The sequence below is a fragment of the Prevotella vespertina genome, assembly GCF_009728485.1.
Taxonomy (GTDB): Bacteria; Bacteroidota; Bacteroidia; order Bacteroidales; family Bacteroidaceae; genus Prevotella; species Prevotella vespertina.
The window spans coordinates 47,006-63,405 of record NZ_VVIQ01000001.1; the positions used below are offsets into that span (position 1 = coordinate 47,006).

Sequence of the window (16,400 nt, forward strand, 5' to 3'; positions counted from 1 at the left end):
TTAAATAGTTATTAGTAAGTTAATAGTCAAATTTAAGTACTTAGGCATTGTCCTCGTGACGAAGACTACCTAAAGAATATTTTGAGTCAAATAATTTTTTGAGTTATTTAGTTAAGTGGCTAAGTGCATGTCTGCGTGAGCAGATATGCACTTTTTTACTATTGAAGATGAACTCTTCTATATTAAACAAGCACATAACAACAGCCCTACTAAGAGAATCAAAGTAAGAGAGATTATATTCTTCTCTGTTACAACCTATTAAATTATTACATCAAAAACTTTGCACCTTATATATTCTTAAATACTTTGCAAGATATAAGGAAAATGTTTATTTTTGCAACACGAAGTTTCACTTTAAGGTAAAAGATATGGCAAATTTAAGATTTGAAGCTATTGAAGAAGCGTTCAAGAAGCGACCAGTAGAAGTCAACGCACCAACAGAACGTCCCTCAGAGTTCTATGGGAAATTCGTGTTTAATCGTGCTAAAATGTACAAGTATCTACCTGCCGACATCTACAAGAAACTCGTTGATGTCATGGATAATGGTAGCCGACTAGATAGATCTATTGCAGATGCAGTGGCACAGGGCATGAAAAAATGGGCAGAAGAGAATGGGGTTACTCACTACACACACTGGTTTCAACCATTAACAGAAGGTACAGCCGAGAAACATGATGCCTTCATAGAACATGATGGGAAAGGCGGAATGATTGAAGAGTTTTCTGGTAAGCTCCTTGTTCAGCAAGAACCAGATGCGAGTTCATTCCCTAATGGAGGTATAAGAAATACCTTTGAAGCTCGAGGATACTCTGCCTGGGATCCGACAAGTCCCGTATTTATTATTGATGACACGCTCTGTATCCCAACAATATTCATATCTTATACAGGAGAAGCACTCGACTATAAAGCCCCGCTACTAAAGGCTTTACGTGCAGTGAACGTTGCTGCAACTAAAGTTTGCCAATACTTTTACCCCGAAGTAAAGCAAGTTACAAGTAATCTAGGGTGGGAACAGGAATATTTCCTTGTTGATGAAGACCTTTACTTCGCACGTCCTGACTTAATGCTAACAGGTAGAACACTCATGGGGCATGATTCTGCAAAGAACCAGCAGATGGATGATCACTACTTTGGAACTATCCCCGAACGTGTTCAGGCATTCATGAAAGATTTAGAGATACAGGCTCTTGAGTTGGGAATACCATGTAAAACGCGCCATAACGAGGTCGCTCCAGGACAATTTGAGTTGGCTCCTATCTTCGAAGAATGTAACCTAGCAGTAGACCACAATATGCTTCTGATGTCATTAATGAAGAAGGTTGCTCACAAACATAGTTTCCGAGTTCTATTACATGAGAAGCCATTTGGTGGTATTAACGGCTCTGGTAAACATAATAACTGGAGTTTAAGTACAGACACTGGCGTACTCTTGCATGCCACAGGAAAAACTTCTATTGACAATCTCCGCTTTGTTGTCTTTATTGTAGAAACACTAATGGCAGTGTATAAACACAATGGTTTATTGAAGGCATCTGTCATGAGTGCCACCAATGATCACCGACTTGGAGCTAATGAAGCACCTCCTGCTATCATCTCATCCTTCCTTGGTAAGCAGATTAGCGACCTACTTGATCACATTGAGAAAGCAGATAAAGACGATTTGTTTGCACTCACTGGCAAAACAGGTATGCAACTTGACATACCAGAGATACCTGAGCTTTTCATTGATAATACTGATAGAAACCGTACCTCACCATTCGCATTTACTGGTAATAGATTTGAATTTCGTGCTGTGGGTTCAGAGGCTAATTGTGCATCAGCAATGATTGTTCTAAATGCTGCTGTAGCAGAAGCTCTTGACAACTTTGCTAATCGTGTAAATGCATTGATAGCACAGGGAGAGGAGAAGAACTCTGCTATTATTGATGTTATTCGTGAAGATATAAAAGCCTGCAAGCCTATTCGCTTCGATGGAAACGGCTACTCTGACGAATGGAAAGTAGAAGCTGCTAAACGTGGACTAGATTGTGAGGCAAGTTGTCCTGTATGCTTCGATCGATACCTAGATAGCGACTCCATCAAGATGTTTGAAGCCACACATGTTTTGAGTCATAATGAATTAGAGGCTCGAAATGAGGTTAAATGGGAGACATACACTAAGAAGATTCAGATAGAAGCACGCGTCATGGGAGATCTCGCAATGAACCATATTATCCCTGTTGCAACGCATTATCAGAGTCAATTGGCTAAGAATGTACAGAATATGATGGACGTCTTTGGAGACGTAGAAGGTAAGCAACTTAGTGAGCGAAATATCAAGATCATCCGTGAGATAGCAGAACGTACTACACTCATCGAAAGTGGAATTGAAGAGCTTGTAAATGCTCGCAAGGTAGCTAATAAGATTGAGAATCAACGTGAGAGAGCCATAACTTACCATAACACGATAGCACCTAAGATGGAAAAGATTAGGTATCAAATTGATAAGCTTGAGTTGGTTGTTAGTGATGAGTTATGGACACTACCTAAGTATCGAGAGCTTTTATTTATCCGATAAAATATCACGATTCCATCGATAACAAGTATCTCTTAGATACTAAAAAACACTTTTGAGTAATATGAGTGCATTGAATGAGTCACATAAGGGGCTCTTTGATGCACTCTTTTCATTCATCTACTTAAAGCATAAAGAGCATTAACTTTATTAATAGAAAACGCCAAGTAAACAAGATTAGATTACTTACCACACTAGAAAATAATCTATTATTATAAATTAAATAATTTATTTTCTATAACTTATTAATCTATTTTTAATTTAAAAAGATGCTTTCGCAGAATATTAGTCACCAATAATTTGATAAGAGAGAACCATCGAAAAGGGTAGAAACTAAGTTCAACACTCTCACTCATTAACTTTATTAAATGATTTCAAAGTATAATATAAAAAAATAGAGAATCTCCTTCTCAAGGATTCTCTACCCTTTTCATATAAGTAAAAGGAATTATTCACAGAGAATATAACCCCACCCTATTTTTCCTTATAAATAACATGATTAGCGCCACTAGTAAACTCTAACGACTCAGGATGCTCATCCGCAAAACTCTCGATGTGGCGAATACGCTTCTCTTCAAATATCTCATCAACAGAAATTAAGATTCCCGTCTCTTCAACCTCACCAAAACCATAGTTGATTGCTGTGCCAAATAGCTTCATTGTTGGCGATAGATTCATATATGCATTGACAAGGGGTGGAATATTGTAACCTAATTTACGAACCTCACTATTCAGTATCTTATAATCAGCCTTGAAGTTTTTACCATTAAAAAGAGCGTCTAATTCATCAATTGGAGTATCTATTTTTAATGGTTTAATCGGTATAATTAAGTCTTCCTTATCATCAAAATACTTCTTTAAAAAGTATAGAATCATATCCCGACCACGGCGTATATAAGAAGGATACATTGTCATCTTCCCAAAGAAATACTTACAATCTGGATTCAAGACTGTCAATGCTCCAAGACCATCCCAAAGGTTATCTAAAGCAAAGATACTCTTTGCATTGCGACGAACATTTTGATATTCTAAGGAAACAAAAGAACGTCCTAGTTCAACAGTATATGGTGCATAATCCTTCATAAATTTATCAGAGAAATGGAACATATGACTTGTTGCCAATACTGGTTGTCCATCATTAGCTATTTCCCAGTCGCTTCCGAAGATATAACGATAGCCTCCTATAATCTCCTCAGCATCGGGATTCCAGACAATAAGCTGACGACAACAACTATCCATTGTATCGAACTCATCAATATCCATTGACTTACCCGTACCACCACCAGCATTACGGAATGCAATCTCACGAAGACGACCGATTTCCTTCATTACATTAGGTGCATTTTTAGCTGTTATGACGTAGATTTCATTATGACTCTTATTGGTCATGCGAAGTAACCTATCTACAGTCAGCTCGCTTTTGAGCACTTCCTTACTGATGGGTTGGATGATTTCTTCTTCCATATATGTACTATTCTTTTGCTTTCTCTTTAATTCTCTCATTCAGTTTTATCCCTTAACTATCACTAGCCTCATTGAATAGAACTATAATTCATACACCTTATCTTCTACAAACTTAGCCCATTCCATCGGTGTTTTTGACTTATCAAATGTTTGCCATGGAATAGGTTTCCCAATAGCTACACGAAATGTTTTCCCAACATTTTTATACATTTCATCGACAAGGAAAAGCATTGCAATATTCACCTTTTTGACATATTTATCACTAAAATGAGCTATGCGGTAGAAGCGTTCGGAATTTCTACCTCCAAAAAAGATAGGTACTACATCACGATGACATTCGACACTCTTTGTAATAAATGTCTTCTTCCATTCAAGATCATGAATACGTCCATTTATCTTCCTACTATTCAATCCTGCAGGAAACATCAACATGTGATTATCGCTTTGAAAACCTGCTTCTACCATACGAGGGAAATCTCTACTCTGTTTACCCGTTTTATTAATCCCAATACAAACAGGCTTTAAACCTGGAAGATTTAAAAGCAAATCATTCACTAAATAACGGAACTTCTCATCATAATGTTGCCCGATAATAGCACCTAGAGCTACACCATCTTGTCCACCAAGAGGATGGTTAGAAACAAATGTATAAAGTTTTCCATCGTTCTTATCTGGTAGATTTTCTAGACCTTCAATTTGTAAGGTCATGTCAAGATATGATACACATGCTTTGAGCCATGCTGTTCCTGTCAATCCTCTATTATCCCACAGAAACTGATTGACTTCATCTTCATGAAGAATATGCTTCAACCACTTTACAACAAAAGACGGTACAAACTTTGCCTTTGCACCCATTTTATCAACAAGTATCTTATCGATGTCTATTGTCTTCTCTATCGAACTACTCATGTTATCGGAAATCCTCGTAATAACATGCAAAAATAACGAAACCATTTGAATTAGCTATCTTTTTTGTCGAAAAATATGCAATTTAGACAAAAAAAGTATGCGTCTAACTGGTTTTAGAACACTGTATTTACCCCAAATAAAGCGTTAATTTTCACAAAAAAAAGAGCCTTTATAAAATATAGTGGAGTATGGTGGGGATATGTGGGGAAAAATATGTAACTTTGAAGCCAAATACGAGTTTTATAAGAAGTACGCATGAGGTTCTTAGGAAATATTGAAGCAAAAACAGATACGAAAGGTCGAGCTTTTCTGCCTGCTACATTCCGCAAGGTGCTAAACGCATCTGGCGAAGACTCGTTGATACTGCGCAAAGACATCTTTGAAGCGTGCCTTGTACTATACCCCCAATCAGTTTGGAATCAACGTATGGATACTTTGCGCAAGCGATTAAGCCGTTGGAACAAACGAGATCAGATGATTTATCGTCAGTTTGTTACTGATGTCGAAATTATCACGCTGGACAATAGTGGACGATTCCTCATCCCTAAGCGATATCTAAAAATGGCTAACATCAACCAACAAATACGTTTTACAGGGATGGATGATTGTATAGAGATCTGGTCAACAAGCGATTCCGAACAACCTTTTATGTCGGCAGAAGAATTTAGCAAAGCCATGGAAGAAACCATGGAAACAGAAGACTTCGACTCTAGTAGTTTATTAAATACAGATAAATAGACTCCCACAACAAACGGAAAAGATGATTAAAACTGCAGAAACATATCATGTACCTGTACTCCTCAACGAAAGTATTGAGGGGCTGAACATTCATCCTAATGGGGTATATGTGGATGTCACTTTTGGAGGTGGAGGTCATAGTCGAGAAATACTCTCTCGCCTTAAAGAGGGATGCAGTCTCTATAGTTTCGATCAAGATGCAGATGCCGAGTTGAATATTAGCAAGATGGGGTTAAGCAACGATCAAACAGATCGTTTCACTTTCGTTCGTTCGAACTTTAGGTATTTAAAGAACTGGATGCGCTATTACAACATAGGCCATATAGATGGTTTATTAGCCGACTTGGGAGTTAGTAGTCATCATTTTGATGATGAGACTCGTGGCTTTTCTTTCCGTTTCGATGCACCCCTCGATATGAGAATGAATAAGCGTGCTGGACGCACAGCAGCCGATATTCTTAACGAAGAAGATGAAGAGAAACTGGCGAACATATTATATCTCTATGGTGAAATAAAACAGTCCCGTCGTATCGCATCAGCTATCGTCAAAGCAAGAGCACAGCTGGAATTCAAAAGCACAAATGAATTACTAGCCATCGTCGAACCATTTTTCTCTCATGCAAGAGAGAAAAAAGAAATGGCGAAGATGTTTCAAGCACTACGTATTGAAGTCAATCATGAGATGGATGCTTTACGTGAAATGCTACTTGCTGCAACTGACTTGCTTTCACCTGGGGGACGTCTTTCAGTAATCACCTATCATTCTTTAGAAGACCGAATGGTTAAGAATATCATGAAGTCGGGGAATATTGAAGGAAAGGTAAAGCAAGATTTCTATGGGAAGAGAGAGACTCCTTTCAAACTAATAAACAACAAGGTTATCACAGCAAGTAACACAGAACAAGAGCAGAATCCACGTAGTAGAAGTGCCAAACTAAGAATAGCAGAAAAGAAAGCAAATGATTGACAAAAACGACATAAAGAATCTAGATGTAACCGCTGAAAGCTTTCGTGGTAGAGACAATACGGATAATGACAAATCTGAATCGGTCATTAATCCACTTGCCAAAGGTGATATCTATGAGAGAGAAGAGTCATCTTCAATAGCTTTAGAGATTACAGATAGTAATAAAGGGACAAACATTCCCCACCTTAAAGGTGATATATTAATAGAGAAGAGAGTTAAGGACATCCCTGCTCAAGATGAAGAAGAGCGAAAGAAAGAAGCAAAACGACAGATAAAGGAAGAAGAGAAAAGATATCAAGAAGAGGAACGAAAAAAAGAGGAAGAAGCTGAGGTTAAGATCCTCAAAGCAGCAATCGCAGAACAAGCGCGCGAGGATGAACAGCCTCAATCATCCAACTTTACCTTGAGAAAGATACTTGGTGGCGATATTCTCTCAGCCCGTCTGTTACGCAATAACATTTGGTTAATCCTCGTCATTGTTGGCTTCACCATTATATACATATCTAATAGATACAGCGTTCAGAAGTATCTGATAGAGATTGATAAGCTTAACACAGAGCTAGAAGATGCAAAATATAGAGCATTATCAAGTAGTAGTCAACTCACAGAAAAGTCTCGAGAAAGTCATATTCTAGAGTTGCTAAAGAATAGAAAAGACAGCGTTCTGAAAATGTCAGATCGCCCACCTTATATAATAAATGTCCCAGAGAAGTAAATAAAATGAGCAAGTTCAATAATAAAAAGATTATCCCACGTTACAGCGCCATCGCTATTGTGATGTCGCTGATTGCACTTGCTGTACTTGGGAAAACCATCTACACGATGACTGCTAGTAGGTCTTATTGGATGGAAGTTGCTTCTACGCAAAAGAAAGATAGTGTAAGGGTAAAACCAACAAGAGGTAACATTCTTAGTTGTGATGGGCAACTCATGGCTAGTTCTCTACCTGAGTTCAAAGTGTATTTAGACTTCAATGCTCTTAAAGAAGCAGGCAATGATACGGCATTTATCGATAGTATAAATTACATCAGCAAAGGTCTTAACAACATCTTTCCAGAGCGCTCTGCTGCAGACTTCAAAAAGCAACTCTTAGAAGGATATCATAAGATGAGTAAGCACTGGCCAATATGGGATGAGCGCATAGACTACAATACATTCAAAGAAATACAGACCTTACCTATATTACATCTATCTAAGTTTAAGAGTGGATTTCATTGGGAAGAATTCAATGCTCGTCGGCGTCCCTTTGGTTCATTGGCACAGCGTACAGTTGGTGATATGTTCGGTGCAAAAGATACGGCACGATGCGGACTTGAGTTATCATATGACTCTATATTGCGTGGAACAGATGGTATCATTCATCGTCGCAAAGTTCGTAATAAATACTTAAACATCACAGATACACCTCCTGTCGATGGTGCAGACATCATAACAACCATTGATGTTGGTATGCAAGACTTAGCAGAAAGAGCCTTAATAGACGAGCTCAAAGATCCTAATGTGAATGGTAATGTGGGTGTGGCTATTGTTATGGAAGTTGCGACAGGAGATGTAAAAGCCATCGTCAATATGGATAAATGCAGCGATGGACAGTATCGTGAAGTAAAGAATCATGCTGTTAGCGACTTGCTTGAGCCGGGTTCTGTTTTCAAGACAGCCTCTATTATGGCAATCCTAGACGATGGTTTGGTCGACACTACCTATACTGTTCAAACAGGTTCAGGAGTATGGCCAATGTATGGTAGAGACATGAAAGATCATAACTGGACACGTGGTGGCTATGGTACGTTAACACTGCCATGGACATTGAAATATAGCTCAAATATAGGTGTTAGTCGTATCATTGACTTACATTACCACAAGAATCCCGAGAAGTTTGTTCAGGGTATTTACGACCTCGGACTCGCTACTAATTTTCACATACCAATTGTGGGGTCATCACCAGCTAAAATACGTATGCCTCATAAGAATCACCATGGGCAATACGACAACTGGAGTGCAACAGCACTGCCTTGGATGAGTATCGGATATGAAACACAGATTCCTCCAATCTCAACCCTAGCATTCTACAATGCCATTGCTAATGGTGGTAAAATGATGAGACCACGCTTTGTAAAGCAAATCGTAAAGAATGGTCAAGTAATTTATGACAATCCGCCACAAGTAGTAAAAGAACATATTGCCAAAGAAAGTACCATCAAGGATATTACAAGAATCCTAACAGAAGTAGTATCAGAAGGTCTTGGCAAGAGAGCAGGATCAGACAAATTCCTCGTTGCTGGTAAGACTGGAACAGCCCAGATGTCCAAAGGTGCAGTTGGTTATAAGGCTGGTGCTGTAAACTATCTACTTAGTTTTGCAGGCTTCTTCCCTGCAGACAAACCTCGTTATAGTTGTATCGTTTGTATTCAAAAGAGCGGATTACCAGCTTCAGGTGGTGGTATGAGTGGCGTCGTTTTCCACCATATAGCAGAAGGTATAATGGCACAGAGTCTGAAATTGAATGTTACCGATGCACGTGACAAATCATCGATACTTATCCCATCAGCAAAGATAGGAAATCTATTAGCAACAGACTATGTTTTAAATGCACTTGGCTTTAATGTAACAAACGGATGGAATGGTGCATATCCCTTCGGAAACCCAGTTTGGGGAACAACCACAGAGAATGGTAAGACTCTTACCTTCCATAAGGAAGACATAAATCAGGGGAATCTAGTACCGAATGTACGTGGTATGGGAGCCCGTGATGCTGTCTATCTAATGGAAAAGAGAGGTATTAAAGTACGCATTACAGGTAGAGGTCGTGTTATAGAACAGAGCTTGGCGCCTGGCGACAAAATAAAAAATGGTATGCAATGTTCACTTAGATTGGGTTAACATACTAGTGAACAATAAACAAAGATATAATAGAACAAAGATATGAAATTAAGCGAATTACTCAAGAACATCAACCCTACTACCATCAAAGGGAGTACCGAAGTTGAAATTACTGGTGTAAACATTGATAGCCGAAAGATTGCTAATGGTCATCTATTCATTGCTATGAAAGGAACACAAGTAGATGGTCATCAGTTTATTGGAAAGGCTATAGAACTAGGCGCGGTGGCTGTGTTATTGGAAGACATGCCAGACACTCTGAATGAGAATGTTACCTACGTACAGGTTGAATCAACTGAGAAAACTGCTGGCGAAGTTGCAACATTGTTCTATGGAGACCCATCACATAAACTAAAGTTAGTTGGTGTCACAGGAACAAATGGCAAGACTACGATTGCCACCTTATTATATAATATGTTCCGTGAATTCGGTTATAAAGTTGGGTTATTATCTACCGTATGCAACTATATCGATGATAAGGCAATACCAGCCGATCACACAACTCCAGATCCAATAGAACTCAATCGACTCCTAGCAGATATGGTTGCAGCAGGATGTGAATATGCATTCATGGAATGTTCTAGCCATGCGATTCATCAGCACCGTATCGGTGGATTAGACTTCACGGGAGCTATATTTACAAATCTTACACGTGATCACCTCGATTATCACAAAACCTTCGAAAACTATCGAAATGCAAAGAAGATGTTCTTTGATGGTCTTTCAAAGCATGCCTTTGCCATAACAAATGCTGACGACAAGAATGGGATGATCATGGTGCAGAACACGAAAGCTACCATCAAGACATACTCAACCAAACGCATGGCAGACTTCCGTGCAAAAATTCTTGAGTGTCATTTCGAAGGTATGTACCTAGAGATTGATGGAAAAGAGGTAGGCGTTCAATTTATTGGTAAATTCAATGTTAGCAACTTATTGGCTGTATATGGTGCAGCAAAGATGCTGGGCAAGAAAACAGATGAGATACTCCTCGCACTTAGCACATTGAAGAGTGTGAATGGGCGTCTTGAGCCTATTCAATCCCCAGAAGGCTTCACTGCCATTGTTGACTATGCACACACCCCTGATGCACTAGAGAATGTTTTGGCTGCTATCCATGATGTTTTGGATAATAAGGGTGGCCATATCATAACCGTATGTGGTGCTGGCGGTCATCGTGACAAGGGTAAACGTCCATTGATGGCACAAGAGGCTGTTAAGCAAAGTGACACTGTTATCCTTACTAGTGATAATCCACGTGATGAAGATCCACAGGCTATCATCAATGACATGATGGCAGGACTTGATGCTACACAACGTAAGAAAGTACTCAACATTGTTGATCGTAAAGAGGCAATACGTACTGCTTCAATGATGGCAAAGAAGGGAGACGTTATCTTAGTAGCAGGTAAAGGACACGAAACATACCAAGAAATCAATGGTGTTAAACATCACTTTGATGATCACGAAGTCATTCGTGAGATTTTTGGTATTAAATAAGAATAATAAATACAAGTAATATGCTATATTATATCTTCCGCTGGTTAGATCAGTTCGGTATAAGTGGCTCCCATCTGTGGGGGTACATTAGTTTCCGTGGCATATTGGCTATGATATTAGCATTGCTTATATCAGCATGGTTCGGAGAACGATTTATCAAATATCTTAAAAGTAAACAAATAACAGAGACTCAACGTGATGCTAGCATAGACCCATTCGGTGTTAAGAAGATTGGAGTACCTTCCATGGGAGGTATCATCATTATTATTGCTCTGCTAGTACCTGTAATCTTGCTTGGTCGATTGCGTAACATCTACCTGATATTGATGATTATTACAACTATATGGTTGGGTTTTCTCGGTGGAATGGACGACTTCATCAAGATCTTCAAGCACAATAAAGAGGGTTTAAAAGGTAAGTATAAGATTATAGGACAGGTCAGTATCGGACTCATTGTAGGTGTTGTTCTTTGGGCATCACCTGATGTTAAAGCGAACATGAATCTAGAAGTGGCTAATCAGAATGGTCAGGAAATAGTTGTTAAACATGAAACTAAGGCAGAGAAAACGTTAAAGACGACAATACCATTCGTAAAGTCACATAATTTAGACTACTCCAAACTAGTTGAATTCTTAGGAGACTATAAAACAGCTGGTGGTTGGATTCTATTCGTAATCATGACCATTCTCGTTGTAACAGCCGTCTCTAATGGAGCAAACCTTAATGACGGAATGGATGGTATGTGTGCTGGAAACTCCGCTATAATCGGTGTTGTTCTCGGAATTTTAGCCTATGTCAGTAGCCACATACAATATGCAGCCTACTTGAATATTATGTATATTCCAGGAACGGAGGAGCTAGTAGTGTTCTTCATGGCATTTATTGGAGCACTGATAGGTTTCCTTTGGTATAATGCTTACCCTGCCCAAGTTTTCATGGGAGATACTGGTAGCTTAACCATCGGTGGTATCATTGCAGTAGGAGCTATCATCATACATAAGGAATTGATGCTTCCAATCCTCTGTGGAATATTCTTCGTTGAGAGTTTGAGTGTCATCGTACAAGTTTGGTATTACAAATTAGGTAAGCGTAAAGGCATTAAGCAGCGTATATTCAAGCGTACTCCTATTCATGATAACTTCCGTACTCAGGATTCACAATTAGACCCCGACTGCAAGTATCTGATAAAAGTACCACATGGAGCAGTACACGAAAGCAAGATAACTTTGCGTTTCATCATCGTAACGATTATACTTGCGGCGTTAACAATTATCACTCTTAAAATCAGATAAATACGCTTTCTCGATACGATCAAGCTCTTTACATAAAAGAAGGAAACGCCTATTAGCCATCTAACTAGGCGTTTATTCCTACGAAGAAGGACGCTTCCTTGTATTGAAGAAAGGCTTATCTTTATAGGACGATGCAAATACTAAGACATCATCCAAGTAGATATTAGGAAAGAAAAGAAAGGAAATAGATATGAAAAGAATCGTAATACTTGGTGCTGGAGAGAGCGGTGCTGGTGCAGCTGTACTAGCAAAGAAAGAGGGCTTTGATGTCTTCGTCTCAGACATGTCATCTATTAAAGACAAGTATAAGAAGCTCCTGGATGAGCATCATATAGAGTGGGAAGAGGGACACCACACGGAGGAGAAGATCCTTAATGCAGACGAAATCATCAAGAGTCCAGGTATTCCTAAAGAGGCTCCAATGATTCAGAAACTCATGGCACAGAATACACACATCATCAGTGAGATTGAGTTTGCTGGTAGATATACCAACTCGAAGATGATATGTATCACTGGCAGTAATGGGAAAACAACTACAACAAGCCTCATCTATCACATCTTTAAGAATGCAGGATACGATGTTGGATTAGCTGGGAACATAGGTAATAGCCTGGCATTGCAGGTAGCTGAGGATCCACATGCATATTACATCATAGAGTTAAGTAGTTTTCAACTTGACAATATGTACGATTTCCGCGCAAATATCGCTATCCTCTTAAATATCACTCCAGACCATTTGGATCGCTACGAGTACAAGTTTGAGAATTACGCTGATGCCAAGATGCGTATCATTCAGAACCAAACTAAGGACGATAGTTTCATCTATTGGAATGATGATCCCGTGATTAAGAACGAGCTAAAGAAGTTCGATGTACATGCCGTATGCTATCCTTTTTCAGAGCTAAAGGAGAATGGTAGCATTGGTTATATTGAAGAAGGACAATACAAGATAGAACAACCTGAACCTTTCAACATGGAACAGGAAGACTTGTCATTAACAGGTCGTCACAATATATATAACTCTCTTGCTGCTGGTATAGCATCAAACATCAGCGGTATAAAAAAGGAGTGTATCCGCAAGAGCCTAAGCGACTTCCCGGGTGTGGAACATCGTTTAGAGAAGGTTTGCAAGGTGGCTGGAGTTCAATATATCAACGACTCAAAGGCTACAAATGTAGACGCTTGTTGGTATGCATTAGAGAGTATGCGAACCCCAACAATCCTCATTCTTGGAGGCAAAGATAAAGGGAATGATTATAATGCCATCAAAGATTTAGTGAAAAAGAAATGTTCTGGACTTGTTTATCTAGGTGCTGATAACAAAAAACTCCACGACAATTTTGATAGCTTAGGAATCCCTGTTCGCGACACACACTCTATGAAAGATTGTGTTGCAGCATGTGCAGATATGGCAAAACCAGGTGACACTGTCTTGTTAAGCCCATGCTGTGCTAGCTTTGACCTCTTTAAAAATATGGAGGATAGAGGAGACCAGTTTAAAGCATTAGTTAGAGCTTTATAAGATACTGATGCTCGATAACGGAAAGAAAGGAAATGAACAATAAATCTCTCAGTAACCTTTTTAAAGGTGATAAGGTCATATGGATGGTATTCTTCTTCCTATGTATTATTAGTATCATTGAGGTCTATTCGGCTTCAAGTTCACTATCATACAAAGGAGGAAATTATTGGAGTCCAATTATCTACCATTGCAGTATTCTCGCTGTTGGAATAGGCTTAATGGTGGTAGTATTAAATATCAAATGCAAGTACTTCAAACTGATTACCCCCATCCTTCTTGGTGTAGCATTAATAACACTATTGTGGGTTCTTGTTGCAGGACAAACTACCAACGGAGCAAATAGATGGATAAGTTTTGCAGGTATACAATTTCAACCTTCTGAGATTGCAAAGGGCGCACTTGTGCTAGCAGTTGCACAGATACTTAGTGCCATGCAGACCGACCATGGAGCCGATAGAAAGGCGTTCCGAGATATCTTGCTATTATCTGGTGGATTCATTTTCTTAATTCTACTTGAGAACCTTTCTACAGCTATGCTCATCTCCTTAACCATTGTTCTTATGATGATAGTTGGGCGAGTACCATTCAATCAGATTGGCAGGTTAATTGGAGCAGTTGCACTGGTTATCGTATTCACACTTATAATGGTCATGGTTGTTGGTGATGATAAAAAGGTAGAAAATGACTTATCAACAAAGCAAAACCTCACCGAACAAACCATACAAGAGCAACAACAGGAAGATTCTCCAAGTTCTTTGGGAAAGATCTTACATCGTGCTGACACATGGAAAGCACGTATTAAGAAGTTCTTTAATAATGAATATGTGGCACCAAAGGACTATGATTTAGATAAAGATGCACAAGTGGCACACGCTAATATTGCCATCGCCACATCGAATGTCGTGGGTAAGGGACCAGGGAACTCAACAGAACGTGACTTCCTTTCACAGGCTTTCTCAGACTTTATCTATGCCATCATTATTGAAGAAATGGGCATAGAAGGAGCGGCTATTGTAGCATTCCTTTACATCATCCTGCTCTTCCGAACAGGTATCATAGCTAATCGATGTGAAAATTCCTTCCCTGCTTTTCTTGCAATGGGTATTGCATTTTTACTGGTAACACAAGCCCTATTCAATATGCTAGTGGCTGTTGGACTAGCCCCAGTGACAGGTCAACCATTACCACTTATAAGTAAGGGAGGAACATCAACAATCATTAATTGTGTCTATATAGGTGTCATCTTGAGTATCAGTCGATCGGCTAAAAAGAAAAAAGCTGGCAATCCTTCTACGGAGGAGGCACAGGAAGTTATTACACAAGCAACAGATTCTTAAAAAAGACTTAAAGTTCGAAGAAGACGAAAAAATTGATTACCTTTGTGGGTTAGTAAACAAGTTTGAAATGGACAAGGAATTAAGAATAATCATCAGTGGCGGTGGTACAGGAGGACATATATTCCCTGCTGTATCTATTGCGAATGCGATTAAAGCAAAACATCCAGATGCTAAGATTCTCTTTGTGGGAGCTTTAGGACGTATGGAGATGCAACGCGTTCCCGCTGCAGGATATGAGATAAAAGGCTTACCTATCAAAGGTTTCGATCGTGCACATATACTTAAAAACTTCGAAGTATTGTATAAGCTATGGAAAAGCTTACGCATGGCACGTCAGATTATCAAAGACTTTAAGCCGCAAGTTGCTGTTGGTGTAGGTGGCTATGCCAGCGGTGCTACACTTTATTCATGTGCTAAGATGGGAATTCCATGTCTCATCCAAGAACAAAACTCATACGCTGGTGTGACGAATAAACTATTGGCTAAACGTGTGAAAAAGATATGTGTTGCGTATGAAGGTATGCAACGATTCTTCCCTGCTGATAAGATTATTATGACAGGAAACCCTGTACGACAAAACGTCTTAAATACACCACTCTCTGCCGAAGAAGCACGAGAGAGTCTAGGGTTGAAGAGTGATAAGAAGACTATCTTGTTAGTAGGCGGTAGCCTTGGAGCTCGTACCATTAATCGTTCTATCATGGAGCATCTAGACCTAGTAGCCAATACAGATGTGCAATTTATTTGGCAAACAGGAAAGTTCTACCATCAGCAGATAATGGAATTTATGAAGGGTAAGGAACTTCCTAACTTGAAGATAATGGACTTTATTAGTGATATGGGGGTAGCTTATAAAGCAGCAGACTTAATCATCAGTCGTGCAGGTGCAAGCTCTATTAGCGAGTTCCAACTCATAGGTAAACCTGTAATCCTTGTCCCAAGTCCTAATGTTGCAGAAGACCATCAAACTAAGAATGCAATGGCACTAGTAAATAAGCATGCTGCAATTTACGTAAAGGACTCTGAGGCTCCCGACACATTATTGAAACTAGCATTGGAGACAATATCTGATAATCAAGAATTAGCCAGCCTTAGTGAGAATGTAAAAAAGATGGGACTACAAAACTCGGCAGATGTTATTGCAGACGAGGTAATTAAACTCATCAATTCATAATCTTACTTATACGAGGAGATTTGTTGTAAAAGTAAATGGAATACAAAAATCTGCCAAAGAGA

12 protein-coding genes are annotated in these 16,400 nt (G+C 39.1%); 10 read left to right on the forward strand and 2 right to left on the reverse strand.

What is annotated here, in order from left to right:
* Positions 1-368 precede the first annotated feature (368 nt).
* Positions 369-2,558 carry a glutamine synthetase III family protein gene (locus F0475_RS00195; RefSeq protein ID WP_155714879.1) on the forward strand — a complete coding sequence of 730 codons (2,190 nt, stop codon included), beginning with the start codon at positions 369-371 and terminating at the stop codon, positions 2,556-2,558.
* Between the two features lie 471 nt (positions 2,559-3,029).
* Here the strand turns inward: F0475_RS00195 and F0475_RS00200 are convergent, their stop codons facing one another.
* Entirely contained in the window at positions 3,030-4,019 is a 990-nt protein-coding gene (locus F0475_RS00200) for a GNAT family N-acetyltransferase (RefSeq protein ID WP_155715072.1), read from the reverse strand.
* Positions 4,020-4,100: 81 nt separating this feature from the next.
* Positions 4,101-4,928 carry a glycerol acyltransferase gene (locus F0475_RS00205; RefSeq protein ID WP_155715073.1) on the reverse strand — a complete coding sequence of 276 codons (828 nt, stop codon included), beginning with the start codon at positions 4,926-4,928 and terminating at the stop codon, positions 4,101-4,103.
* 255 nt (positions 4,929-5,183) lie between these two features.
* On the opposite strand from F0475_RS00205, the gene mraZ reads away from it, so the two are divergent.
* The 9 genes from mraZ (at position 5,184) to murG (ending at position 16,338) form a co-directional block, all read left to right on the forward strand.
* Positions 5,184-5,666 carry a division/cell wall cluster transcriptional repressor MraZ gene (gene mraZ / locus F0475_RS00210; RefSeq protein WP_155714880.1) on the forward strand — a complete coding sequence of 161 codons (483 nt, stop codon included), beginning with the start codon at positions 5,184-5,186 and terminating at the stop codon, positions 5,664-5,666.
* Positions 5,667-5,688: 22 nt separating this feature from the next.
* Positions 5,689-6,633 carry a 16S rRNA (cytosine(1402)-N(4))-methyltransferase RsmH gene (gene rsmH, locus F0475_RS00215; protein ID WP_155714881.1) on the forward strand — a complete coding sequence of 315 codons (945 nt, stop codon included), beginning with the start codon at positions 5,689-5,691 and terminating at the stop codon, positions 6,631-6,633.
* Complete coding sequence (locus F0475_RS00220; RefSeq protein ID WP_155714882.1) at positions 6,626-7,348, forward strand: FtsL-like putative cell division protein; 723 nt, start codon at positions 6,626-6,628, stop codon at positions 7,346-7,348. The genes rsmH and F0475_RS00220 overlap by 8 nt, the downstream gene beginning before the upstream one ends.
* Before the next feature lie 5 nt (positions 7,349-7,353).
* On the forward strand, positions 7,354-9,513 hold the full coding sequence (locus F0475_RS00225) for a penicillin-binding protein (protein WP_009434743.1): 2,160 nt from the start codon (positions 7,354-7,356) through the stop codon (positions 9,511-9,513).
* Between the two features lie 42 nt (positions 9,514-9,555).
* Complete coding sequence (locus F0475_RS00230) at positions 9,556-11,013, forward strand: UDP-N-acetylmuramoyl-L-alanyl-D-glutamate--2,6-diaminopimelate ligase (RefSeq protein WP_155714883.1); 1,458 nt, start codon at positions 9,556-9,558, stop codon at positions 11,011-11,013.
* A gap of 20 nt (positions 11,014-11,033) precedes the next feature.
* The gene (locus F0475_RS00235; RefSeq protein WP_155714884.1) at positions 11,034-12,305 is read left to right on the forward strand and encodes a phospho-N-acetylmuramoyl-pentapeptide-transferase; all 1,272 of its coding nucleotides are present in this window, start codon (positions 11,034-11,036) and stop codon (positions 12,303-12,305) included.
* Positions 12,306-12,495: 190 nt separating this feature from the next.
* Complete coding sequence (gene murD, locus F0475_RS00240) at positions 12,496-13,827, forward strand: UDP-N-acetylmuramoyl-L-alanine--D-glutamate ligase (RefSeq protein ID WP_155714885.1); 1,332 nt, start codon at positions 12,496-12,498, stop codon at positions 13,825-13,827.
* 32 nt (positions 13,828-13,859) lie between these two features.
* On the forward strand, positions 13,860-15,164 hold the full coding sequence (locus tag F0475_RS00245) for an FtsW/RodA/SpoVE family cell cycle protein (RefSeq protein ID WP_009434745.1): 1,305 nt from the start codon (positions 13,860-13,862) through the stop codon (positions 15,162-15,164).
* Positions 15,165-15,231: 67 nt separating this feature from the next.
* A complete protein-coding gene (gene murG, locus F0475_RS00250) occupies positions 15,232-16,338 on the forward strand; it encodes an undecaprenyldiphospho-muramoylpentapeptide beta-N-acetylglucosaminyltransferase (RefSeq protein WP_155714886.1) in 1,107 nt (368 codons plus the stop codon).
* Positions 16,339-16,400 lie beyond the last annotated feature (62 nt).

Excerpts from the sequence above, each read along its gene's own strand:
- murD (WP_155714885.1), top strand. The coding sequence starts at position 12,496 with ATGAAAAGAATCGTAATACTTGGTGCTGGAGAGAGCGGTGCTGGTGCA.
- mraZ (WP_155714880.1), top strand. The coding sequence starts at position 5,184 with ATGAGGTTCTTAGGAAATATTGAAGCAAAAACAGATACGAAAGGTCGA.
- F0475_RS00205 (WP_155715073.1), bottom strand. The coding sequence starts at position 4,928 with ATGAGTAGTTCGATAGAGAAGACAATAGACATCGATAAGATACTTGTT.
- F0475_RS00200 (WP_155715072.1), bottom strand. The coding sequence starts at position 4,019 with ATGGAAGAAGAAATCATCCAACCCATCAGTAAGGAAGTGCTCAAAAGC.
- F0475_RS00235 (WP_155714884.1), top strand. The coding sequence starts at position 11,034 with ATGCTATATTATATCTTCCGCTGGTTAGATCAGTTCGGTATAAGTGGC.
- F0475_RS00195 (WP_155714879.1), top strand. The coding sequence starts at position 369 with ATGGCAAATTTAAGATTTGAAGCTATTGAAGAAGCGTTCAAGAAGCGA.
- F0475_RS00245 (WP_009434745.1), top strand. The coding sequence starts at position 13,860 with ATGAACAATAAATCTCTCAGTAACCTTTTTAAAGGTGATAAGGTCATA.
- rsmH (WP_155714881.1), top strand. The coding sequence starts at position 5,689 with ATGATTAAAACTGCAGAAACATATCATGTACCTGTACTCCTCAACGAA.
- murG (WP_155714886.1), top strand. The coding sequence starts at position 15,232 with ATGGACAAGGAATTAAGAATAATCATCAGTGGCGGTGGTACAGGAGGA.
- F0475_RS00225 (WP_009434743.1), top strand. The coding sequence starts at position 7,354 with ATGAGCAAGTTCAATAATAAAAAGATTATCCCACGTTACAGCGCCATC.
- F0475_RS00230 (WP_155714883.1), top strand. The coding sequence starts at position 9,556 with ATGAAATTAAGCGAATTACTCAAGAACATCAACCCTACTACCATCAAA.
- F0475_RS00220 (WP_155714882.1), top strand. The coding sequence starts at position 6,626 with ATGATTGACAAAAACGACATAAAGAATCTAGATGTAACCGCTGAAAGC.